The sequence below is a fragment of the Clostridium sp. 1001283B150225_161107_B6 genome, from assembly GCF_015556325.1.
Taxonomy (GTDB): Bacteria; Bacillota; Clostridia; order Lachnospirales; family Lachnospiraceae; genus Enterocloster.
Map to the genome: position 1 here is coordinate 65,903 of NZ_JADNMD010000012.1, position 23,775 is coordinate 89,677.

Genomic DNA, 23,775 nt, shown 5'->3' on the forward strand with positions numbered 1-23,775 from the left:
TTTTAAGTACAAGGAAGAAGGTATTTTATGGATTTGATGAAAAAAAGGTGGGCGGTTCTGATTGCCAGTGTTATTGTTAATATATGTATTGGTACGGGGTTTGCATGGAGTGTTTACCAGACAGGGCTGTTTAATGAGGGGGCAGTGATATTCGGGGCAGAGGTACAGAAGTCACAGCTGGCTTTGGCCTTTACAATCTGCAGCGGCGTTGCGCCGATTCCCATGATTGCGGGAAATGGGCTTCAAAAGAAGCTTAAGGGGCCAAGGAACGTGGTATGGCTGGGGGGAATCCTGTTCAGCGCAGGACTGATTTGCACCAGCTTCATCCACAGCCTTACCATGCTGTACGTGACATACGGACTTCTCTGCGGCTTTGGCATCGCCTTTGCCTACGGCATTACCATTGGAAACACGGTGCGGTTTTTCCCGGACAAGCGGGGATTGATTGCAGGTATTTCCACGGCTGCCTACGGGGCTGGCAGCATTATTTTCCCGCCAATCATGCAGTCGCTGATTGCTTCCGGCGGCGTTATGTTTACCTTCCGGGTGCTGGGAATCCTGTTTGGGGTAATGATAATCATAGCCGCCTGTTTTATCACCGAACCTCCCGAGGGATGGCTGCCAAAGGGGTGGGCGCCGCCGGCGGCCAAAAACAGTTCCTCTTTAGCGGCTGACGGAAAGAACTGGAAGCTGATGCTGGCTGACGGAAGGTTTTATCTGATGATTATTGCATTTACCATATTTGCCACAGGAGGACTTATGGTGGTGAGCCAGGGCTCGCCCATGGCCCAGGCCATAGCCGGGGTGGACGCGGCAGTTGCAGCAACCGCGGTCAGCATCATTGGCCTGGCCAACACGGGAGGCAGGGTGCTCTGGGGATGGGTTTCCGATAAGGTGGGAAGATATCCGGCCCTCAGCATCATGGCCGTCATTGTGGCGGTAAGCGGTTTTGCCCTGTCCGCTTGTACGGACAGCGGTTCACTGGTCCTGTTCCTTGCATTTGCCATGCTGATTGCCATGTGCTACGGCGGAAGCATGGGCGTATATCCGGCCCTGACGGCCGATGCCTTCGGAATCAGGTATAACGGGGTCAATTACGGCATTATGTTTATCGGATTTGCGCTTGGCGGTTACATAGGGCCGATTCTGGCCAACAGTCTCTACGACAGCACCGGTTCATACGGCGTGCCGCTGATGGCAGTGGGCGCAATGGGCGTGGTGGCGCTGATTATATTGTTTGTTCTGACAGCTATCAATAAACGGGCACAGAGATAGGGGAAGGTTCGATGGAAGACCTGATTGACGGAAAGAGAAGAATACAAGCAGTGGTTTGCAGGGGTGAGAATGGTCCCGGGGACGCCTCCTTTCTCTTTGACAGGGCTGGCCGCCTGCTGGCTTTTGAGGGGACCATGTCCGGTTCAGAGGCTTTCGGGGAAATGCTTTCGCAGATGTGCAGGAACCAGCCCGGAATATCCGGCCGGGAGGGTTTGGAAACCGAGTGGGAAGGCGCGGCGTATCATGTCTGTCTCAACCGGTACATTCACCTGACCCTGGGTGAGCTGGCAGATATACAGGCGCAGCGCTTTCCTGACAGGGAGGCTGTGGTTGACAGCCTGGCAGATGTGCGCCTTACCTTCCGGGAGGTCAAAAAGCGCAGCGACAGTCTGGCCAAGGGGCTGATTCACATAGGTATCTGCAAAGGGGACCATGTGGCGGTCATCATGGATAACTGCTGGGAAAATGTAATCACAAAAATAGCGATTGAAAAAACCGGGGCAGTGATAGTAAACCTGAATATTCACGAAAAAAGGGACATGCTGGAATGTCTGCTCCACCGGACGGATGTGAAGGCGGTCATACTGAAGCAGGGAATCAAAAACCGGGAGCACATGGACATATTTTACCAAATCAGCCCGGAGCTTAAAACAGCGGTTCCTGGAAGGCTCTATGTGCCCCGCCTGCCCAGGCTGCGCCATATAGTTGTCACGGACCCGCTAAGACCCAGAAGCTGCGCCTGGCAGTTTGAGGCGCTGATGGAACAGGGAATGCGGATGGATGACGTGATTTTGGAGGAGAGGATGAGGGAAATCAGTCCCTTTGACGACGCCACCATCATCCATACCTCTGGTACCAGCGGCGTGCCCAAGGGAGTGGTGCTGTGCCACTGCCAGGTCCTGGAAAATGCATGGAGCCATGTACAGTATCTGGGACTGGAGAAAGAGGACCGCCTGTGCATGACGCCTCCCATGTTCCACTCCTTTGGATGCGTGGGCTCGGTGCTCAGCGCCATGATGGCAGGTGCAGCCCTGGTCTGTTATGAGAAGACGGACAGAATCTGTCTGCTGGACATGCTGAGGAAGGAACGGTGCACCGTACTGTGCAGCGTACCAACGGTCTATATCCGCCTCATCAGGGAGATGAGGGAGGGAAAGGCGGGCAGTGAGGATTTATGCCTGCGCCTGTGTGTTACGGCCGGAGCGCCCTGTCCGGAATATACCTTGAGGGACATGAAACATGTTATAGGGGCAAAAGCCGCGGTGGTCATGTACGGCATGACAGAGGCCGGACCGGGAATCAGCAGCACAACCATGGACGACAGCCCGGAGGTGACGGTTTCCACTGTGGGCAGGCTGTGGCCGGGGGTTGCGGGGCAGATACGGGATTTAACCACGGGCCGGGTGCTGGGGCCTGGGCAGACCGGTGAACTGTGCATCAGGGGCTACGGCGTGATGAAGGGATATTACAACAATCCGGAGGAAACAGCCAAAGCAGTGGACCGGGAGGGCTGGCTTCACACAGGAGACATTGGTGCCCTGTCGGAGGACGGGCTTCTGACCCTGAAGGGAAGGTGCAAGGATTTAATCATACGGGGCGGGGAAAACATAAGCCCCAAGGAAATAGAAGATTTTATACGGAATTATGAACCTGTGGAGGAAGTGGCTGTGGTGGGGGCGCCGGATGAACAGTACGGCGAGCTGGTATACGCCTTTATCCGTCTAAAGGAAGGGGCTGTGATTACAAAGGAGGGCCTGAGGGACTGGTGCAGGGGTAGAATCGCCACCATTAAGATTCCGCAGGAGATAGAACTGACAGACCATTTCCCGGTAACAGCTACCGGGAAAATATTAAAAGGACGTCTGCGGAGCCTTGCCAGGGAGCATCTGGAGGAAAGGGCGCCGAAGCGGACGGATGCGGAACCAGGCGGGCCGGAACGGACGGATATGAAAGCGGGCGAAGAAGGTCGGATGCCCATGGAGACGGGAAAGGACGGTATGGATAAATGGCAAAAATCATAACAGTTAAAGAGGCTGCAGAGCTGGTTCAGGACGGCGCGGTGATTGGCTCGGCAGTACAGGGAATGACAGGCTGGCCTGAGGAAATAGGGCTGGCAATTGAGCAACGGTTCATGGAAACAGGGCACCCATCGGACATCACCCATATCCATGGGGCCGGCCAGGGGGATTTCGGACGGATGTCCGAGGACGGAAAGACCTGCCGGGGAGAGTGCGCCCTGGCCCATGACGGACTGCTTTCCTGCAGCATACACGGTCATGTGGGATGTTCCTTTAAGGTGACAAAGCAGATAGTGGACAATAAGATTCTGGCCTACAACATTCCTCTGGGAGTGGTGGGACAGATTTGGAGGGAGATGGGACGCGGATTCCCGGGCCTTATGACAAAGGTGGGACTGGGCACCTTCATGGACCCCAGATACGACGGGGCCATGATTAACGAGAAGACAAAAAAGGAAGGTAAGCAGATTGTTACATACATTCCTGATTTCCTTGGGGAAGAGTATCTGTTTTATACATTGCCAAAGCTGACAATAGCCCTGCTGCGGGCCACCACGGCGGATGAGGACGGCAATCTGACCTATGAAAAGGAATGCATGCCCTGTGAACCCCTGGACCTGGCAATGGCTGCCAAGGCAGCGGGAGCCATTGTCATTGCACAGGTGGAACGGGTGGCCGCCACAGGGACCCTGGACCCCAGGAATGTGAAGGTGCCGGGGATTCTGGTGGATTATGTATGCGTTGCAGAGCATCCGGAGCGCATTATGCAGACCCACATCACTCATTTTAATCCTGCTTTTACCGGAGAAATCCGCATCCCCATGAAGAACAGCTCTGCCCCGCTGCCACTGGATGACAAGAAGGTGTTTACAAGGCGCACTGCCATGGAAATCCATGCAGGGGACAAGTGTAATCTGGGTATCGGAATGCCCGGGCTGGTTCCCAATGTGCTCATGGAGGAGGGCGTGGATTCACAGGTGACCCTCATATCAGAGTCCGGCCTCATAGGAGGAATCCCTGCGCCGGGAGGCGATTTCGGTGCCCATTTCAATCCGGTGGCAATGTATCCCCAGACAGACCATTTCAGTTTCTTTGACCAGGGCGGTCTGGATGTGGCTGTGTTCGGCCTCAGCGAGGTGGACAGGGACGGCAATGTGAACACCACCTTCCTCAATGGAAAGATAGCCGGAGTGGGCGGGTTCCCCAATATATCCGCCAATGCAAAACATTCCATCTTTGTGGGCTCCTTTACGGCCGGAGGGCTGAAATGCCATATTGAGGACGGTAAGATGTGCATTGACCAGGAGGGACGTTTCGACAAGTTCGTGGAATCCTGCGCACAGCTTTCCTTTAATGCGGAGCAGTGTCTGGCAAAGGGAAACCGGGTTACGTTCATCACGGAGCGGTGTGTGATTAAGAGAACCCCGGAGGGCATGGTGCTGGCCGAGGTGGCCCCGGGTATTGATATACAGACACAGATATTGGACCACATGGGCTTCGCGCCCATTATACCTGAGGGAGGGCCTGCTCTCATGGACGCAGGACTGTTCTGGGAGACATGGGGACGCCTGGGAGACCATTTTTAGAAAAAAGAGGTAATATATGAGAAGGATGGAATCAGATAACTGCTTTGTCTGCGGCGCCCTGAATCCCATAGGACTGCACCTGGACATTACGGAAGGGGAAGGCTGGGCCAGGGCGGCCTGGACCGTGGAAAAGCCTTATGTGGGATATGAAGGAATGCTTCATGGGGGCATCATGGCTTCCATTATGGATGACCTTATGGCCCATGCCCTCTACTATACGGACCTGGATGTGGTTACGGCCCATCTGGAGCTGGATTACAAGGCTCCAATCTATGTGGGGGAGCGGATTGAGTGCGAGGCCCGGGTGACAGAGTACGGTAAGGGGCGCTCCATCCGTGCCCAGGGCACCATCAGCCGGGACGGCGAAGTGGCCGCCCTGGCAAAGGGAGTCATGGTAATTGTGAAGGAACCGGGGACCAAGGCAGGGCTGTGACCTGATTAGGAGGTGTATCATGGAGAGAACCGGAGCAGTGATACTGGCGGCAGGGCTGTCATCCAGAATGCATGAGTTTAAGCCCCTTCTGGAGCTGGGAGACAGCACCATGATTGTCAGGGCCATTGAGAATCTTAAGATAGCAGGGGCATCTCCGGTCATCATAGTGGCCGGATACAAAGCAGACCAGCTGATGGATTACCTGTGGCCCCTGGATATCATGTTTGTGCGCAATGAAAATTATGCCTCCGGCCAGATGTTTGATTCAGTCAAACTGGGCATATCAAGGGCCGCGGATTTGTGCGGCAGAATCCTTATTACGCCTGCGGATGTCCCTCTGATTGGGCAGGATACCTTTAAGCAGGTGATGGAATGTCCGGGGGCCCTGGTGCGCCCGGTCTGTGACGGCCGTCCGGGCCACCCGGTTATGGTGGATTCACGGCTGGCGCCGGATATCTGCGCCTATCAGGGGGGCGGAGGTCTTAAGGGAGCCATGGAGAACCTGGGGGTGCCAATCACGGAAGTGGAGGTGGAGGACCCCGGAATCTACCTGGATGCGGATACGCCCCAGGATTATATGAATCTCAGATACTGGAATGATTACAGCCAGGTGCAGAAACAGGGCTCTAAAATGATACATTTCCGTATATCCATAGGAATGACCTCATAGGGAATAAAATGGAAATGGTCAGGTGTGCCGCAGCAATGGAACACCTGGCCATTTTCCTCTGAATGCCTGCATCCGCACCTGTTTTCCCGCGGTCCGGACTGTTACAATAAATTCGCATTTGTAGTGTATGTGTCTTTACAAAATCAAAAGCAGGTGTTATTCTATATGTAATGCGTTATTTGAAAATATAAATAACGGGCGGAGGTTAAACAGAATGAAACTGATACAGACAGTGGATGCGGAAGGCACCGTGCTGTGCCACGATATCACACAAATCATCAAGGGAGTGACAAAGGATGCGGTATTCCGCAAGGGCCATGTGGTCACCAGAGAAGATATCCCGGTCCTCTTAAGCGTGGGCAAGGACCAGCTCTATGTGTGGGAGAAGGAAGAAGGAATGCTTCATGAAAATGACGCTGCTGAGATTCTCTGTGATATGTGCAGAGGACAGCATATGGAGCGTTCCCAGGCAAAGGAAGGCAAGATTGAACTGACAGCTGCATGCGACGGATTGCTGAAGGTGGACAACCGGGGGCTTAAGGCGGTAAACGGATTCGGACAGATGATGATAGCCACCCGTCACGGCAACTTTGCAGTGAAGAAGGGGGACAAGCTGGCCGGGACCAGAATCATCCCTCTGGTGATTGAGAAAGAAAAGATGGAGGCAGCCAGAACGGCGGCTGCGCAGGCAACAGGGGGATGTCCCATACTGGAGCTGAAGCCATTTTTACATAAGAAGGTGGGCATTGTTACAACGGGCAACGAAGTGTTTTACGGACGTATCAAGGATACCTTCACCCCTGTGATAGAGGGGAAGCTTTCAGAGTTTGACACAGAGGTCATAGACCATGTGACATGGAACGACGACGATACCAAGGTGACGGCCAGTATCCTGGACATGATAGAAAAGGGCGCGGATGTGGTGGTCTGTACAGGCGGTATGAGTGTGGACCCGGACGACAAGACACCCCTTGCCATCCGGAACACAGGAGCCCGCGTTGTATCCTACGGCGCACCGGTGCTTCCGGGAGCCATGTTCCTGCTGGCCTATTACCAGGTCAGGGATGGGGAGAATCCCCGTACCGTTGCCATTATGGGACTTCCGGGCTGTGTCATGTATGCAAAGCGCACCATATTTGACCTGGTTCTTCCCAGAATCATGGCAGACGACCAGGTGACGGCGGATGACCTGGCTGCGCTGGGCCAGGGCGGGCTCTGCCTTAACTGTCCGGAATGCACCTTCCCGAACTGCGGATTCGGCAAGGGACTGTAACAAAGGGGTTGAAAGGAAACAGACATGGAATTTACACATTTTGACGACCAGGGAAATGCCCTTATGGTGGATGTGGGGGATAAGGCGGAGACAAAACGGGAGGCAGTGGCCAGGGGCAGTATTTTCATGAGCCCGGAGTGCCTGGAAAAAGTGGCCCAGGGAACCATGGCAAAAGGAGATGTGCTGGGCGTTGCCAGGGTGGCAGGCATTATGGGAGCCAAAAAAACCTCTGAGCTGATTCCGCTGTGCCATATACTGAACCTTACCAAGCTCACCGTGGATTTTACCATTAAGAAAGAGACAAATGAGATTGAGGCAGTCTGTACGGCCAGGACCACGGGAAAAACAGGAGTGGAGATGGAAGCCCTGACCGGGGTGTCCGTGGCGCTGTTGACCGTCTATGACATGTGCAAGGCTGTGGATAAGGCCATGGAAATCGGTGACATTTACCTGGAACATAAGAGCGGAGGCAAGAGCGGGGAATTCCATAACCCCAGATGTGCCCGGAACAGGGGATGAGCAATATGAAGGATGCATTGGGAAGAACCATTGACTATATGAGGATATCCATTACGGACAGGTGCAACCTGCGCTGCAGGTACTGTATGCCCTATGGTGTGGAGTGCGTGCCCAGATGGGATATCCTGACCCTGGAGGAGATTCAGGCCGTGGCTATCTGCGCAGCCGGTCTCGGCATACGCCATATTAAGGTGACGGGAGGAGAACCTCTGGTCAGAAGAGACTGCTGCCAGCTGGTAAAGCAGCTTAAAAGCACTCCGGGGATTGAGAAGGTAACCATAACCACCAACGGCGTGCTGCTGGAGCGTTATCTGGATGATTTGGCGGAGGCCGGGATAGACGGCATCAACATAAGCCTGGATACCCTGGACAGGGACCTGTATCAGAGAATAACGGGGACCGATGCCCTGGGCACTGTGATGGAGTCCGTCAGGCGGGCCAGCGCCATGCCCATATCTGTTAAAATCAATGCGGTATCCATTGATTTCAGCCAGATGGAGGAGGACTGCGGGGAATGTCCGGCCGGAAATCAGGATGGCTGGCAGCAGATGGTGGAGCTGGCAAGGGAGTATCCGGTGGATGTGCGGTTCATTGAGATGATGCCCATTGGATACGGCAAGAATTTTAAGACCATCAACCACCGGGAACTGCTGGAGGAGATGGTGAAAGCATATCCACGCATGGAGGAGGATGACCAGGTCCATGGTTTCGGACCGGCTGTCTACTACCGGATACCGGGATTTAAGGGCAGCATTGGACTAATCAGCGCGATTCACGGGAAATTCTGCAGTGACTGCAACCGGGTGCGCCTGACCTCCCAGGGTTATCTGAAACCCTGTCTGTGCTATGAGGACGGAGCGGATTTAAGGCGGATTCTGAGAAAAGGACAGGAACGGCCGCAAGAGGAGGGGCATTACCGCTGGCCCTATGCAGGCTGTCCGTCGAACCAGGAACTTCAGGGGAAACTGAGAAAGGCCATGGAACAGGCCATATTGTGCAAACCGGCGGCCCATTGCTTTGAACGGCCGGGGCAGATAACAGAAGCGCATAACATGATTGCTATTGGAGGATAACGTATATGTCAGAGCAGGCAAAACAGAGTGTCTGTCCCACCGGAGTGGTGAAGGCTATCTGTATCAGTGATAAAAGGGGAATTGAGAAGCGGGCCATTGACCAGGGCCATTTTCTGGTGGATTTCGGTATTGAGGGAGATGCCCACGCAGGCCACTGGCACCGCCAGGTAAGCCTTCTCTCTTATGATAAAGTGAAGGCATTCAATGAGCGGGGGGCCGATGTCATAGACGGGGCCTTTGGCGAGAACCTGGTGGTGGAGGGCATTGATTTCAGAAGCCTTCCTGTAGGTACCAGGCTGTATGTGGGGACAGTCCAGCTGGAGATGACCCAGATTGGGAAGGAATGTCACAGCCACTGTGCTATTTACAAGCGCATGGGCGAGTGCATCATGCCGAAGGAGGGCGTGTTTGCAAAGGTTATCAAGGAAGGCATAATCCGTCCCGGTGATGTGATGCGGGTGGAGCCGCCGGCAGAGGACAGGCCGTTCACTGCCGCAGTCATTACCCTGAGCGACAAGGGCGCCAGGGGAGAGCGCAGGGACGAGAGCGGTCCGGCTGCAAAGGAGCTGCTGGAAGCAGCCGGTTATGAGGTAGCGGAGCTTCTGCTTCTGCCGGATGAGCCGGCCCAGCTGAAGACACAGCTCATCCGTCTGGCTGACAGCCGTCAGGTTGATTTGGTGCTGACCAGCGGCGGAACAGGCTTTTCCCTCAGGGACCAGACGCCGGAGGCCACCATGGCTGTGGCTGAGCGCAATGCACCCGGAATCGCGGAGTTCATCCGCATGAAGTCCATGGAGGTTACGGACAGGGCCATGCTCAGCAGGGGCGTGTCCGTTATCCGGGGAAGGACCCTGATAGTGAATCTGCCGGGGAGCCCCAAGGCGGTCAGGGAAAGCCTGGGCTTCATCATGAACAGCCTTGACCACGGCCTTAAGATACTCAGGGGAAGCGCATCGGAATGCGCCGGAAACCAGTAATAGAAATCCGGCAGTCAAATCCTAAACCGGCAGCCCAATCCTAAACCGGCCGCCAAGGAGAAATCCGGCAGCCAAATAGGAGTTCAACGGTGATATAAGGATACAGGTGCCTGTTCGGTGCAATGCTCATCCGGTACAGATGGGCATTTATGTGGGGAACGATATGGTCACATAAGTATAACGCATACCTGTATCTGTATATAGAAATTTTAAATCCAGGAGGATGAAATTATGAAAAAACAGCTTTGCATGATGATGGCAGCAATGCTGGCAGCAGCTGCACTGGCCGGCTGCTCTGGCGGGGCAAAGGAAACAACGGCAGCCGCCACGGAAACGGAGACAACGGCAGCAGAAACTACTGCGGCAAAGAAAGATGCAGAGACAGCTAACGGGGAAACCACAGCGGCCCAGGCAGGCGAATCCACGGAGATACTGGTTGCTGCGGCAGCCAGCCTTAAGAACGCCTATGAGGATGAGCTGATTCCCATGTTCCAGGAGCAGTATCCGGGCGTGGTTGTAAAGGGCACCTATGACAGCTCAGGAAAGCTTCAGACACAGATTGAGGAAGGTCTGGAGGCAGACGTGTTCATGTCGGCCGCAACCAAGCAGATGACAGCCCTGGACGAGGAGGGCATGATTGATTCCGGCACCGTCACCAACCTGATGGAGAACAAGATTGTGCTTATCGTTCCCACAGGCAGCAGCGCGGGCATTGAGAAGTTTGAGGATATTGAGAAGGCGGAGAGCATTGCCCTTGGCGACCCGGCCAGCGTACCGGCCGGACAGTATGCACAAGAGGCCCTTACCAGCCTGGGCATCTGGGATAAGATTCAGGACAAGGTAAGCTTTGGAACCAACGTGACAGAGGTGCTTAACCAGGTTGCCGCATCCAGTGCTGACGCAGGTATCGTATATGCAACCGATGCAGCCAGCATGGCTGACCAGGTGGAAGTGGTAGCCGAGGCTCCTGAGGGAAGCCTTGCCAAGAAGGTCATCTATCCTGTGGCAGTGGTGAAGAACACGGCTCACGGGGAAGAGGCCGGGAACTTTGTGGAATTTCTTAAGACAGACGAAGCCATGAAGGTATTTGAGGCATACGGATTCACAAAAGGCGAGTAAGGAAAAGGGGAGGAACCATCCATGGACTGGTCACCAATACTGATATCAATGAAGACAGCCGGCCTGTCGATTTTCATCACGTTTTTTCTGGGAATCTTTGCGGCGTGGGCTGTGGTGAGCATTAAAAATGAGACATGGAAGCTGATATGGGACGGCGTGCTTACGCTGCCCCTTGTCCTTCCCCCCACGGTGGCCGGTTTTTTCCTTCTCTACATTTTTGGGGTTAAACGGCCGGTAGGGCAGTTTTTTATTGAGTATTTCAGCGTTAAGATAGCATTTTCATGGACAGCTACGGTGATTGCGGCCGTGGTCATGTCCTTTCCTTTAATGTACCGCTCTGCCAGGGGAGCATTTGAACAGGTGGACCAGAACCTGGTGGCGGCAGCCAGGACCCTGGGCATGAGTGAGTGGAGCATCTTCTGGAAGGTGCTTATGACCGGAGGCCTGCCCGGAGTAGTCAGCGGCGGCGTGCTGGCCTTTGCCAGGGGCCTGGGAGAATTTGGGGCCACTGCCATGATAGCGGGAAACATAGCGGGCAGGACAAGGACCCTTCCCATGGCAGTCTATTCAGAGGTGGCCGCAGGCAATATGGATACGGCGTACCGTTATGTGGCGGTTATTGTGGTCATTGCATTCCTGTCCATCCTATTGATGAACTGGGCAGCGTTAAGGCCCGTGAACCGGAAGGGATGAAAGGGGAACAGCCGTGAACTCAGAATACAATCTTCATTTGGAAGTTAATATAAGAAAAAAATTAAAGGATTTCAGTCTGGACATAAACTTTGAAGCGGGCCGGGGATGTCTGGGTATCCTGGGACCGTCGGGCTGCGGGAAGAGTATGACCCTGAAATCCATTGCAGGCATCATCCGGCCGGACGGGGGAAGGATTGCCCTGCGATATGCCCAGGGGGAGGCGGCGGGAGGCCGGGTCCTCTATGATTCCGCCCTGAAGGTCAATGAGAGGCCCCAGGTAAGGCGGGTGGGCTATCTGTTCCAGAACTACGCCCTGTTTCCCGGCATGACCGTGGAACAGAACATCATGGTGGGGTTAAAGGGAGGCCGGGGAAACGTGGGGCTTAGAAAACGCCGGCCCATGTCCCAGGAGGCCAGGGAACAGAAGGTGGCTGAGATGGTGGAGCGGTTCAGGCTCCATGGGCTGGAAAAACGTTATCCCGGCCAGCTGTCAGGCGGCCAGCAGCAAAGAGTGGCCCTGGCCAGGAGCCTGGCCTATGAGCCGGAGGTGCTGCTGCTGGACGAGCCTTTTTCCGCCATGGATACATATCTGAGGGAGGGATTGCGCCTGGAGCTGGCGGATGCCCTTAAGGATTATGACGGGGTGACCATTATGGTGACCCATGACAGGGATGAGGCATACCAGCTTTGCGGCAATCTTCTGCTTATGGACAGAGGATGTGTGCTGGCGGCGGGCAGGACAAGGGATATTTTCCAGAATCCCATTACATGCCAGGCAGCCAGGCTTACGGGATGTAAGAACATTTCCAGGATTGAGCGGCTGGGAGAACGCAGGATACGGGCAGTGGACTGGAACGGCCTGGAGCTGGTCACGGACCGCCCTGTGGATGACACCATAACATCGGTGGGAATCAGGGCCCATGATTTCGAACCTCTGTCAGACAGCGGTGCACAGGCCTATATGGAGAGGGAGGATGCAAATCTTATAAAAGTATATGCTCCATCTATTTCCGAAATGCCGTTTGAGTGGTATATTACATTACAGAACGGTCTGTGGTGGAAGAAGGGGAAGGATATCCACACACACGAAACCGCGGGCCTGGTGCCGGATTGGCTCAGGGTGGAGCCGTCCGCTCTCTTGCTTTTGACCGGAGAGCTTTAAGGGGCGGATATCAGGCTATCATATTACAGAGAAAGGCGGAACAGACCTATGAGGACAGGGGCTGTTATTATCGCAGCAGGTCACAAGAGCACAATCAGCCGTTTCCAGCCCATGCTTCCCATTGGGGACAGCACGGTCATACGGAGAATTATCATTACCCTTAAGCGGGCGGGCATTGAGCCCGTGGTAGTGGTTACCGGGCAGAAGGCGGACGAGGTGGAAAAACACATTGCAGGACTCCGGGTCATCTGTCTGCGCAATCAGGATTATGAGCAGACCCAGATGTATTACAGTATCTGTATGGGGTTAAATTATATAGAGGATTTATGCGACAGGGTATTTATCCTGCCGGCCAAATTCCCTATGTTCCTTCCGGATACCATACAGAGGATGATGGGGTCCCGTGCCATGGCTGCCTGTCCTGTGTTTGACGGAAGGCGGGGCCATCCGGTCCTGGTATCCAAGGCAGCCATTGGCCCCCTTTTAAACTATGAGGGGGGAAAAGGATTGAGAGGCGCCCTGCGCCAGCCGGAAATCGATGCCTATCTGGAGGAGATACCGGTGGAGGACGAGGGAATCATCATGGCAGTGGAATCGGACGAGGACTGCGCCCGGGGCAGTCTTGGACGGGAAAAGCTGGCTGTGTATCCCCAGGTGCAGCTGACACTGGAGCGCAATGAAGGATTTTTTGGTCCCCAGGCAGCCCAGTTCCTGAGCCTGATTGACCATACAGGCTCTATGCAGACAGCCTGCAGGCAGATGCATATGTCCTATACCAAGGGATGGAAGATTTTAAAGGAGGCAGAGCGGCAGCTGGGCTATCCTCTCCTGATTACGCAGTCAGGAGGGGCGGAAGGCGGTTTTTCCCAGCTCACACCCAAGTCCAAGGAGTTTCTGGACCGTTATCTGCGGATGGAGAAGGAATTGCGCATGGAAGGCGAACGGCTTTATAAAAAATATTTTTCTGCGGAGGAAGAGGCGGGGTCATGAAAGCATTATTTACAGAGTTAAGACAATTATTGGAGCAGGGGGAGGAGGCTGTTCTGGTGACTATTATTGCCAGTTCCGGTTCCACCCCCAGGGGAACCGGTTCCCGGATGCTGGTGAGGAAGGACGGGTCCATAGAAGGGACCGTGGGCGGCGGCGCTGTGGAGTACCAGGCCATCCAGGCAGCCATCCAGGCTATGAAGGACAAGGCTTCCTTTGCCAGGGGATTCACCCTCACCAGAAACCAGGTGGCTGATATCGGCATGGTGTGCGGGGGAAATGTGGTGGTATATTTCCAGTACATTTGTCCGGGGGACCAGGCGCTGTATGGTTTCTGCGGCCGGGTTCTGGAGGCCTTGGCAAAGGATGAGGACAGCTGGCTCATTCTGGATATCACCGACGAGACATGCTGGCAGATGGGCCTGTACAGCCACAGCCTGGGTCTGGCCGGTATGAAAGGGCTGGGGCAGTCTTGTCTGGGGCCGGGAGAGACTGGGGAAACCAGCGGCGCCGGCTCATGGAGCGGGCTGGAAAAAGAACTCTTTGGCAGCAAGGCCCGGCAGAAAGCAGTGGACGGCCGGAATTATTATATAGAGCCTCTGGTACAGGCCGGGACCGTCTATATATTCGGAGGCGGCCATGTGGCCCAGGAGCTGGTTCCTGTGCTGGCCCATGTGGGATTCCGCTGCGTGGTCATGGACGACAGGGAGGTATTTGCCAATCCCCGGGTATTTCCCCAGGCAGACAGGACTGTGGTGGGAGACATGGAACACATCAGCGAGTATGTGGATATCAGTTCCAGGGACTATGTGTGCGTCATGACCAGGGGGCACCAGTTTGATTATTATGTGCAGAAGCAGGCCATGGCCCTGCATCCTTATTATATCGGTATCATGGGCAGCAGGAACAAGATACGGGTGGTGACGGATAAGCTGCTGGCAGACGGCTTCACATTGGAAGAAATCCAGAAATGCCACATGCCCATCGGCACGGACATTGGAGCTGAGACACCGGCGGAGATTGCCATCAGCATTACGGGAGAACTGATAGCGCAGAGAGCAGCCAGGACGGATGCCCGGCAGTGATGCCGCCGGGATATACAAAAATTTTTAGGTTATCTAAAATATTTTGCATTCATGCACAAAAAACAGAGAGGTGTTCACCAAAAGATTAGATATAATGCGGATTGCTAAACAGGTATGCCTGACATATAATGAATCTATCACAGTGATGGAAAACATATTGGAAGGAAGGAATCGATAATGGCAGTCATCGGAGTTATACTAGTGTTTGGTATCCTGAGTTTTGATTTGTATGGTGTAATCAGGAATAATATCCAGAAATAGGGACGCAACAGGATAAGATAGTCAGCTGAGACAAAACACTGAAATAGAACAGCAGCCGGAAGCAGAGGGGATTCCCCTTGTTTCCGGCTGTTTTTAACTGCCCTTAAAGGGCAGAAAATTATCTTTCCCTATCTTCTGTTTTATGATAGAATAGTCAGAGTATCACAGTAAAGTGCTGCATTAATCTATGTCAACTATAAAATGGAGATTATGCCATGAAGGTCTATTTTTACGAGTGCGGCATATGGACCGGAACCAACAGCCTGTGGCACGGCCTGGGGCTTGAGGGACGGATGAAGCAGGCACGGTCAGAGAAAGGACCGGGCCCTTTTGTGGTGTCTCTTGCAGGCGCGGGTGGCAAGACATCCGCCATACGAAGACTGGCCTGGGAGGCCCTGGACCGGGGGCTTAAAGTTTTGGTGGCAACCACCACCCATATGGCTTGTCCGGATGCATTCGGATGCCTTGAGGGCAATGTGGAAGAAATCAGGGCTGGTCTGGAACAGCGCGGCCTGGCAGTGGCCGGAAGGCCGGCGGAGAATGGGAAGATTGCATTTACAGGCCGGGAGTTGTATGAGGAAGCCTGTTCCCTGGCGGATTTGGTACTGGTGGAGGCTGACGGTTCCAGACGCCTGCCTTTGAAGGTGCCAAGGGCTGGGGAGCCGGTGATTCCGGAGAATACAGATATGATTCTGTGCCTCAATGGCCTGACATCCCTTGGGAAACAGGCCGGGGAATGCTGCCTGAGACTGGAGGAAGCCCTGGACCTGATGAGCCGCCACGGCCGGAAATTGTATGGGCATGAGTGTGTCCTTTCCGGCAAAGAACCGGATGGACCGGACCGGAATAGGGAATATAAGAGCGACTGGGTCATACAAAAGGAAGACATGATGACGCTGATGAAGCATGGATACCTGGTCCCCCTGCGGGAAGCCCATCCGTATATGGAGGTGCTGCCTGTATTCAACCAGGCCGACACTGCGCAGAAAGCAGCGCTGGCCAGGGAAATGCTGGACGGAATGGGTGAGACAGCAGGGATTGCAAGCGGACAGCTGGACCAGGATGGGTCCGCCCGGTTATTTTAAAGGATGGTTATGAGGGATGAAGATATCATTTATCTATATGGCTTCCGGATTTGGAAGCCGTTTTGGCTCTAATAAGCTGCTGGTGCCCTTTAAGGGAAAGGAGCTTTACCGCCATGGGCTTGACTGCATCTGCCGGGCGGCAGGGGAGCTGGAGAAAGATGGGCACCAGACAGAGATTCTGGTGGTCAGCCAGTATGAGGAGATTTTAGAGCAGGCCGTAAGCCAGGGGCTTGCGGCAGTCCACAACGGATTCAGCGGGGAGGGAATCACTGCGTCCCTCAGGCTGGGAATTGCTTCGGCTGCTCCTGGGACAGAGGCTCTTTTGTTCTCAGTGGCAGACCAGCCCTATATGAGTCCCTTCACCCTGAAGAGGTTTATTGAGGGGTACTGGCTGTCCAAAAAGGGGATGGGCTGTGTGTGCCATCAGGGAAAGCGGGGGAATCCCGCCATCTTCAGCCGCACCTACAGGCAGGAGCTTATGGGGCTTCGCGGGGACAGGGGGGGAAGCGTAATCATGAAGGCCCACCCTGAGGATGTGTGGACCATGGAGGTGCCGGAGGAGGAGCTTAGGGATATAGACAGGGCAGAGGATTTGTAAGGAAAAGTGGTGGAAACATGAAACAGTCGGATACTCAGTTGGCTAAACAGCCGGATACTCAATTGGATAATCAGAAGAAAAACGATTTTTCCAAAGGCAGCGTGGTGGGCAATATCATGAAGCTGGCGGTCCCCATGACCCTGGCACAGCTCATCAATGTGCTGTATAATATTGTGGACCGCATTTACATAGGAATGATACCGGAGAATGCCACCCTGTCCCTTACGGGGCTGGGGCTTTGCCTGCCCATCATATCCATTGTCATTGCCTTTGCCAACCTCTTCGGCATGGGCGGCGCTCCCCTGTGTTCCATTGAACGGGGCAGGGGGAATGAGAAGGAGGCAGAGGCCATCATGGGCAATTCCTTTGTGATGATGGTGGCGGTGGGAATCCTGCTGACGGTCCTGGGTCTGATTTTTAAGCGGCCCATGCTGTACCTTTTCGGCGCCAGCGACGCCACCATTTCCTACGCAGACGCCTATGTGACCATCTATCTCCTGGGCAATATTTTTGTGATGACAGGCCTGGGCATGAACAGCTTCATCAACTCCCAGGGCTTTGGGACCGTGGGCATGATGACCGTGCTGCTGGGGGCGGTTGCCAACATTGTCCTGGACCCCATTTTCATCTTTGTATTCCACATGGGGGTACGGGGCGCGGCCCTGGCTACCATTCTTTCGCAGATGCTGTCAGCCATATGGATTCTGGCCTTCCTGACCGGCAGGCGGACCATCCTGAAGCTGCGGCCCGCGGCCATGAGGCCGGACGGCGGCAGGCTGCTCCGCATTGTGGGCCTGGGCATGTCCGGGTTTACCATGTCCATCACCAACAGTCTTGTACAAATCATGTATAATTCCATGCTCCAGAAATTCGGCGGCGACCTGTATGTGGGAATCATGACCGTCATCAACTCAGTCAGGGAGGTCATTTCCATGCCTGTAAACGGTCTGACCAACAGTGCCCAGCCTGTACTGGGATTTAACTACGGGGCCAGGGAGTATAAACGGGTACAGAAGGCCATTGTATTCATGTCAGTGGTCTGTATCCTGTATACAGTGGTGGCCTGGGGATTCGTGGACTGGTTTCCGGAGTTCTTCATCCGTATTTTCAACCGGGAGGGGGACATGGTGGAGGCGGGAATTCCGGCTATACGCATGTATTTCTTCGGGTTTTTCATGATGTCCCTCCAGTTCGCGGGCCAGTCCGTGTTCGTAGGCCTGGGAAAATCCAGGAATGCGGTATTTTTTTCCATTTTCAGGAAGGTTATCATCGTTATACCGCTTATTATCATACTGCCCACTGTATTTGGATTGGGGACCCAGGGCATACTGATGGCGGAGCCCATATCCAATTTCATCGGAGGAGCCGCCTGTTTCGGGACCATGCTGCTGACAGTATGGCCTGAGCTAAAGCGGGGCGGGGAAAAGAACCAGCGCTAAAGGAGAAAAACCAATGAAAAGACCTTATATAAAGGCCGCAATGATACTGGGGGCGGCAGCGTTCCTGTTCACAACCGGGTTTGCCAGGGCAGAGGAACATGCTGCGGGAACAGCAGGCTGCCTTAAATCAGCCACCTACTATTCCGATGACTGGGTCATCAATTTCTGGAACAGTGAGAGCCGCCATATGGACCAGGAGCTGGCCCGCATTGCGGAGGATGGATTTAACAATATTATCCTGGTGGTTCCGTGGAGGGAATTCCAGCCCGGTATGTCGCCCTGTACATACAGCCAATATGCCTGGGACAAGCTGGACCGCGTCATGGATGCCGCTGGGGCCCAAGGACTGAGCGTGATGCTGCGTGTGGGATATACCTGGGATTACTGCGGGGCAGGCAATGTGATGGACCGGTACCAGGGGCTGATGCAGAAGGGGACGGAACGGTCTGCCTGGATGGAATATGTGGGCCGCCTCTATAAGGCGGCATCCTCCCATGAAAACTTCTGCGGAGGATTCCTGACCTGGGAGGATTTCTGGAACTTCACGGATTCCAGCGCGTCCCTGGGAAACGGGGTAAAGGGACGCAGTATGGCCAAGGCCTGCGGATATGTGGATTATGCCAGGGAGAATTATGAGCTGGAAGAGCTGGAGGAAATGTATGGCCACAAGCTGTCCGGGTATGATGATTTGTATTTTCCTGCAAAGGATTCACAGGCCAGAAGCGTGTTTTACGGATTTTACGACCATTTTTTAAATGAACTCCTGGCCGACAGCCAGACCGTGTTTCCGGGCCTGTCCATGGAAGTGCGCCTGGATGTGGACCCGGTGGAGCACAAGGACGGAAGCCAGGAGGGCTTTATGCATTCCTCCACCTTCCCCAGCGGAAGCGCTGCCTATACCAGCGCAATGTACGGCATTCCCATGGGCTTTATGAATGAACATGAACGCGTAACAGCCCAGGAGGCGCTGGAAAAGGTGCCTGTGTTCCTGAACCGTCTTCACGTGTACAGCGGAGGCAAGCCGGTGTACCTGGACCAGTTCCTGTTTACGGACAATACGGTTGGATACGAGCATAACGCCCAGCTGCGGGACGATGAAAAGGCGCTGTATCTGGAAGGCGTTGCGCCCATCCTTAAAAATTCCACCATGGGATACGGTATTTGGACCTACCGGGATTACGGGGACAATAAGCTGTTCAATGCCCAGTTTGCCCTGGGCATGGACGGATGGCGTTTTTCAGGAGGAAGCTATATTGCGGAGGATGCAACCGGAAAATCAGCCATGCTTCCCTCCGGCGGAACTATTTACCAGAACCTGGGCAACCGGATGACAGGCAATACAGGAAAGGATACCTATGTAAAGCTGCGCACCGGGGCAGAGGAAGCATGCAGGCTGACCATACGCATGGGTTCCCAGACAAGGACCGTGGACGTGAAGGAGGAACGGAAGGTGGAGCTTAAATTCAGCAACTGCCAGCCGTCGGATTTCACCATCAGCGTAAGCGGCGGCAAAGGCGCTTTTGTGGACGACATCCAGGTATATACCTTTGTGACCCAGGGCGAGCTTTACAATATGGACGGCAGCGAAGGAAAATGCATTGAAGCCCTGCGCCTCATGAATCAAAAATTATAATCCGTACATACTATCCTTGTCATTGGTAAGAATGGTACCGCACATAAGAAACCGGGCTTCGGCTTCTTATGTGCTCATAACAAGGAGGTAGGGATGATGACCAAGCTGGAATGTAGTGTAAAGAACTGTGTGCACAACGCTGACAACTGCTGCTGTAAGGCTGCTATTGCAGTGGATGGGAACAAGGCCGGGACTGCGGAGCAGACCTGCTGCGCAAGCTTTGACGAGAACAAGGGCGGTAAGTTCACCAACCTGTTCAAGACCCCTGAGACAAGGCTGGAGATTGCCTGCGACGCGGTAAAATGCGTCTACAATGAAGAACACCGCTGCTCCGCGGAACGTATTGACATAAGCGGTGACGGAGCCTGTGAATGTACGGAGACAAGGTGCAGTACCTTTAAGGCCAGATAAATTCAGAATCAGGACAGGATGGGTGCAGGGACGTCTTCCGGGAACCGGGAGGCGTTCCTGCTGTATTTGGATGAATCATATCGAGGAAACGTATCCGGAAGAAAAGTTTGAAATTATGGTTGACAAATACGTTCAAATGTAGTAGATTAATATAAGTTGTGAGAACGACTGACAGGAAAGCAGGTATCCGCCTCACCCTGGCACAAGTAAGTGACCCGGGTTCATAGATGAAACAATGTGCTGTAGTATCTCCTTGGATTTCCGGTGAGACAGGGCAGCAGATGGTTTTATGTGAGGAAGTGGATAGCCAGGCTGTCCGCTTTATTTTTTGCCCTACAGGGAAAGAACGGGGCATGCTGATTCCAGAACAACATGACTTATTTGGAGGTGTACGACTATTAGCGAATTAATGATTAACGAGCAAATCAGAGACAAGGAAGTACGGCTGATTGGCGAGGACGGGGAGCAGTTAGGCATCGTGCCGGGGAAAGAGGCACTGAGAATGGCTCAGGAAGCAGAGCTTGACCTGGTGAAGATTGCACCTACGGCAAAGCCGCCGGTATGTAAGATTATCGACTATGGCAAGTACCGTTATGAACTGGCACGCAAGGAAAAAGAAGCCAAGAAGAAACAGAAGGTAATCGAGATAAAGGAAGTTCGTTTGTCACCCAACATTGACACCAACGACCTGAACACCAAGGTGGGAGCAGCCAGAAAATTTTTGGAGAAGGGCGATAAGGTGAAGGTGACACTTCGTTTCCGCGGTCGTGAGATGGCCCATATGTTCAAGTCCAAATACATCCTGGATGATTTCGCTGAGAGTTTAAAGGATATCGCAGTTATCGATAAGCCCTCCAAGGTTGAAGGAAGAAGCATGGTTATGTTTTTAACTGCAAAACGTTAAAATAGAAAGTTTTAAGGAGGAAATTTACAATGCCAAAGTTAAAAACCAGCAGAGCAGCAGCAAAGCGCTTTAAAAAGACAGGAACCGGTAAGTTAGTTCGCAATAAAGCTTACAAGTCTCACATCTTAACTAAGAAGTCCACTAAGAGGAAGAGAAATCTTAGAAAAGATATTGTTACCGATGCAACTAACGCACAGGTAATGAAGAAGATTTTACCATATCTGTAAGTTTGAATTGTAGAAGGAGGAATTACCGATGGCAAGAATAAAAGGCGGTTTAAATGCTAAGAAGAAGCACAATAGAGTATTAAAGATGGCTAAGGGCTACAGAGGCGCCCGTTCCAAGCAGTACAGGATTGCAAAGCAGTCCGTAATGCGCGCCCTGACAAGCTCCTATGCAGGCAGAAAAGAGAGAAAGAGACAGTTCAGACAGCTGTGGATTGCACGTATCAACGCTGCAGCACGTATCAACGGCCTGTCCTACAGCAAGTTCATGTACGGCTTAAAGTTAGCTGAGGTTGACTTAAACCGTAAGGTTCTGTCCGAAATGGCTATCAATGACGCAGAGGGATTCGCAAAATTAGCTGAACTGGCTAAGTCCAAAATTGCTTAATTGAGAATTGATATAAGATTACCAGAGGGTATTGCAGGACAAGCTGCAGTGCCCTCTTTTTGAGACAGCCGGTAAAGGCCTGAGGAAGAGAGGGGGCGGATGAATTGAAAAAAGCGCTTATATACGGGATTCTGGCATCCTTTTTCTTTGCATTTACCTTTATCCTGAACAGGAGCATGAATCTGGCCGGAGGATACTGGATGTGGTCGGCCAGCCTCAGGTACCTGTTCACATTTCCTGTATTGTGGCTTATGCTGGCACGAAGCCGTTCGGCAGGTAAGGTGTGGAAGGCTGTAAAGGAAGCGCCTGTTCCCTGGCTGGTATGGAGCACGGTGGGATTCGGGCTGTTTTACGCGCCTCTCACCTTCGGCTCCGTATTGGGTGAATCATGGCTGGCCGCGGCAACCTGGCAGCTGACCATAGCGGCGGGCGTGCTTCTGACGCCTCTGTTTGGAAAACAGATACCAATCAGAAACCTGGGATGGTCTATTCTCATACTGGCAGGCATATTCATGATGCAGGTGCCTCATCTGGAACGGATGGAAGTGAGGACCGTGGTCCTGACGCTGGTGCCTATATTGGCGGCGGCATTTTCCTATCCCCTGGGGAACCGTAAGATGATGGCCCTTTGTGCGGAGACCATGACCACCCTTGAACGGGTATACGGCATGACACTGTGCAGCATGCCGTTCTGGATTGTTATGTCGGTATGGGCCTGGGTAAAGTCCGGACCGGCGCAAGGCGGACAGATATTCCAGTCTCTGTGCGTGGCGCTGTTTTCAGGCGTTATTGCCACGGTCCTGTTTTTTAAGGCCACAGACATGGTAAAGGACAATCCGCGCCATCTGGCCGTCATAGAGGCCACCCAGTGCGGCGAGGTGCTGTTTACCCTGCTGGGAGGCATCCTGCTGCTGAAGGACAGGATTCCGGAGCCGGTGGGACTGGCCGGTATCGCTGTGATTGTGGCCGGTATGGTGGGAAACAGCCTGTCGGCAGGAGAGTAGCCCGGAGTCCCCGGGGCTGGTCCGCCGGATTGCAGGAAGGAAATAAGGGAAAAAGCAGCCTCCAAACGTTATAATAACCAAAGGAGGTTGTGGGCAATGATTAAGGATGCATATGTACAATACCAGTCGCCAAAAGCGGCAAAGGACCTGTTTGATGCAATGGAACTGCTGCCGGGGCGGGTGAAGATGGAGCAGGATGTCCACTATATTGACGATGAGACGGCTGCCATGAATCTGCATCTGGCTCTGATGATGGCGGCCCTGGAGGACGGGCTGTGGCAGTAAGGCTGTTTAGGTGACGGTATATGAGGCAGGTTACCGGAATGAAAGGAAGAATGAGAGGGACCATGAATAAGGCGGACAACAGGGATAAGAACCGGAATGAAAATCTTTTATGGAAAGTACTGGATGAAACCACTGTCATCAAGGACGCATGGATTGATATGCGCGCCAGCACCTGCAGGCTGCCGGGCGGCATGGTCATTGCCCCCTTTTATGTCAATCATCTGCCGGATTTTGCGGTGGTGGTGGCTGTAACGCCGGAACACAAGGTGATTTTGGTGCGCCAGTACCGCCACGGTGTGGAGAAGGTGCTTCTGGAGCTGCCCGCAGGATGTATCGAGCCGGGGGAGGACCCGGAGGCAGGGGCTGCCAGGGAGCTTTTGGAGGAAACGGGATACAAGGCGGGGAGTATGGAATTTCTCTTTAAAATTGCCCCCAATGCCAGCAACTGCACCAGCTACGCCCAGTGCTACCTGGCCAGGGATGTATTTTCGGCTGCGGCCCAGCAGCTGGATGATACAGAGGCACTGGAAGTGGTGGAGATGGAGGGGGAGGAAGTAAAACGGTTCCTGAGAGAGGGAAGGTTTGAACAGGCCGTGCATGTGGCGGCCCTGTACAGGGCCGCGGAGTTAGGGGCACTGGGATAAATGGATGACTGTAAATGTGATGTGTGATG

At 53.7% G+C, this 23,775-nt stretch carries 25 protein-coding genes; all 25 read left to right on the forward strand.

Going from position 1 to position 23,775, the window contains the following annotated elements:
• Window positions 1-27 precede the first annotated feature (27 nt).
• A complete protein-coding gene (locus I2H39_RS22415) occupies window positions 28-1,275 on the forward strand; it encodes an OFA family MFS transporter (protein WP_138310898.1) in 1,248 nt (415 codons plus the stop codon).
• Between the two features lie 11 nt (window positions 1,276-1,286).
• Complete coding sequence (locus tag I2H39_RS22420) at window positions 1,287-3,296, forward strand: AMP-binding protein (RefSeq protein WP_195627567.1); 2,010 nt, start codon at window positions 1,287-1,289, stop codon at window positions 3,294-3,296.
• The gene (locus tag I2H39_RS22425; RefSeq protein ID WP_195627568.1) at window positions 3,281-4,879 is read left to right on the forward strand and encodes a CoA-transferase; all 1,599 of its coding nucleotides are present in this window, start codon (window positions 3,281-3,283) and stop codon (window positions 4,877-4,879) included. Before I2H39_RS22420 ends, I2H39_RS22425 begins: the two co-directional genes overlap by 16 nt.
• 16 nt (window positions 4,880-4,895) lie before the next feature.
• Window positions 4,896-5,312 carry a PaaI family thioesterase gene (locus I2H39_RS22430; RefSeq protein WP_195627569.1) on the forward strand — a complete coding sequence of 139 codons (417 nt, stop codon included), beginning with the start codon at window positions 4,896-4,898 and terminating at the stop codon, window positions 5,310-5,312.
• Between the two features lie 19 nt (window positions 5,313-5,331).
• Complete coding sequence (locus I2H39_RS22435; protein ID WP_195627570.1) at window positions 5,332-5,982, forward strand: nucleotidyltransferase family protein; 651 nt, start codon at window positions 5,332-5,334, stop codon at window positions 5,980-5,982.
• A gap of 214 nt (window positions 5,983-6,196) precedes the next feature.
• Entirely contained in the window at window positions 6,197-7,255 is a 1,059-nt protein-coding gene (locus I2H39_RS22440) for a molybdopterin-binding protein (RefSeq protein ID WP_138310902.1), read from the forward strand.
• 24 nt (window positions 7,256-7,279) lie between these two features.
• Entirely contained in the window at window positions 7,280-7,774 is a 495-nt protein-coding gene (moaC, locus tag I2H39_RS22445; protein WP_138310903.1) for a cyclic pyranopterin monophosphate synthase MoaC, read from the forward strand.
• A 5-nt stretch (window positions 7,775-7,779) separates the two neighbouring features.
• A complete protein-coding gene (gene moaA / locus I2H39_RS22450; protein ID WP_347563883.1) occupies window positions 7,780-8,847 on the forward strand; it encodes a GTP 3',8-cyclase MoaA in 1,068 nt (355 codons plus the stop codon).
• A 5-nt stretch (window positions 8,848-8,852) separates the two neighbouring features.
• Complete coding sequence (locus I2H39_RS22455) at window positions 8,853-9,824, forward strand: MOSC domain-containing protein (RefSeq protein ID WP_195627571.1); 972 nt, start codon at window positions 8,853-8,855, stop codon at window positions 9,822-9,824.
• Between the two features lie 231 nt (window positions 9,825-10,055).
• On the forward strand, window positions 10,056-10,943 hold the full coding sequence (gene modA / locus I2H39_RS22460; protein ID WP_195627572.1) for a molybdate ABC transporter substrate-binding protein: 888 nt from the start codon (window positions 10,056-10,058) through the stop codon (window positions 10,941-10,943).
• 21 nt (window positions 10,944-10,964) lie between these two features.
• Window positions 10,965-11,636, forward strand: coding sequence for a molybdate ABC transporter permease subunit (gene modB / locus I2H39_RS22465; protein ID WP_195627573.1), 672 nt, complete (start codon window positions 10,965-10,967; stop codon window positions 11,634-11,636).
• A gap of 37 nt (window positions 11,637-11,673) precedes the next feature.
• Window positions 11,674-12,798, forward strand: a complete 1,125-nt coding sequence (locus tag I2H39_RS22470; protein WP_207746942.1) for an ATP-binding cassette domain-containing protein — start codon at window positions 11,674-11,676, stop codon at window positions 12,796-12,798.
• 48 nt (window positions 12,799-12,846) lie between these two features.
• On the forward strand, window positions 12,847-13,788 hold the full coding sequence (locus I2H39_RS22475) for an NTP transferase domain-containing protein (protein WP_195627575.1): 942 nt from the start codon (window positions 12,847-12,849) through the stop codon (window positions 13,786-13,788).
• Window positions 13,785-14,870 carry an XdhC/CoxI family protein gene (locus tag I2H39_RS22480; protein ID WP_195627576.1) on the forward strand — a complete coding sequence of 362 codons (1,086 nt, stop codon included), beginning with the start codon at window positions 13,785-13,787 and terminating at the stop codon, window positions 14,868-14,870. The genes I2H39_RS22475 and I2H39_RS22480 overlap by 4 nt, the downstream gene beginning before the upstream one ends.
• A 476-nt stretch (window positions 14,871-15,346) precedes the next feature.
• Window positions 15,347-16,216: a selenium cofactor biosynthesis protein YqeC gene (yqeC, locus tag I2H39_RS22485; RefSeq protein WP_195627577.1), complete on the forward strand. Its 870-nt coding sequence runs from the start codon at window positions 15,347-15,349 to the stop codon at window positions 16,214-16,216.
• A gap of 16 nt (window positions 16,217-16,232) precedes the next feature.
• Window positions 16,233-16,814, forward strand: a complete 582-nt coding sequence (locus tag I2H39_RS22490; RefSeq protein WP_195627578.1) for a nucleotidyltransferase family protein — start codon at window positions 16,233-16,235, stop codon at window positions 16,812-16,814.
• Window positions 16,815-16,930: 116 nt separating this feature from the next.
• A complete protein-coding gene (locus I2H39_RS22495) occupies window positions 16,931-18,253 on the forward strand; it encodes an MATE family efflux transporter (protein ID WP_347563885.1) in 1,323 nt (440 codons plus the stop codon).
• A 13-nt stretch (window positions 18,254-18,266) separates the two neighbouring features.
• Entirely contained in the window at window positions 18,267-19,886 is a 1,620-nt protein-coding gene (locus I2H39_RS22500; protein WP_195627579.1) for a hypothetical protein, read from the forward strand.
• Between the two features lie 96 nt (window positions 19,887-19,982).
• Window positions 19,983-20,297 (forward strand): DUF1540 domain-containing protein, encoded by a 315-nt coding sequence (locus I2H39_RS22505; protein WP_138310949.1) that lies wholly within the window; start codon window positions 19,983-19,985, stop codon window positions 20,295-20,297.
• A gap of 409 nt (window positions 20,298-20,706) precedes the next feature.
• A complete protein-coding gene (infC, locus tag I2H39_RS22510; RefSeq protein WP_002565217.1) occupies window positions 20,707-21,201 on the forward strand; it encodes a translation initiation factor IF-3 in 495 nt (164 codons plus the stop codon).
• A gap of 29 nt (window positions 21,202-21,230) precedes the next feature.
• Complete coding sequence (gene rpmI, locus I2H39_RS22515; RefSeq protein ID WP_007713120.1) at window positions 21,231-21,428, forward strand: 50S ribosomal protein L35; 198 nt, start codon at window positions 21,231-21,233, stop codon at window positions 21,426-21,428.
• A 28-nt stretch (window positions 21,429-21,456) separates the two neighbouring features.
• On the forward strand, window positions 21,457-21,813 hold the full coding sequence (gene rplT, locus I2H39_RS22520; protein ID WP_002565215.1) for a 50S ribosomal protein L20: 357 nt from the start codon (window positions 21,457-21,459) through the stop codon (window positions 21,811-21,813).
• Window positions 21,814-21,917: 104 nt separating this feature from the next.
• Window positions 21,918-22,817 carry a multidrug resistance efflux transporter family protein gene (locus I2H39_RS22525; protein ID WP_138310915.1) on the forward strand — a complete coding sequence of 300 codons (900 nt, stop codon included), beginning with the start codon at window positions 21,918-21,920 and terminating at the stop codon, window positions 22,815-22,817.
• 96 nt (window positions 22,818-22,913) lie between these two features.
• Complete coding sequence (locus I2H39_RS22530) at window positions 22,914-23,102, forward strand: hypothetical protein (protein WP_138310916.1); 189 nt, start codon at window positions 22,914-22,916, stop codon at window positions 23,100-23,102.
• A 38-nt stretch (window positions 23,103-23,140) separates the two neighbouring features.
• Window positions 23,141-23,746, forward strand: a complete 606-nt coding sequence (locus tag I2H39_RS22535; protein ID WP_227146061.1) for an NUDIX hydrolase — start codon at window positions 23,141-23,143, stop codon at window positions 23,744-23,746.
• Window positions 23,747-23,775: the final 29 nt, after the last annotated feature.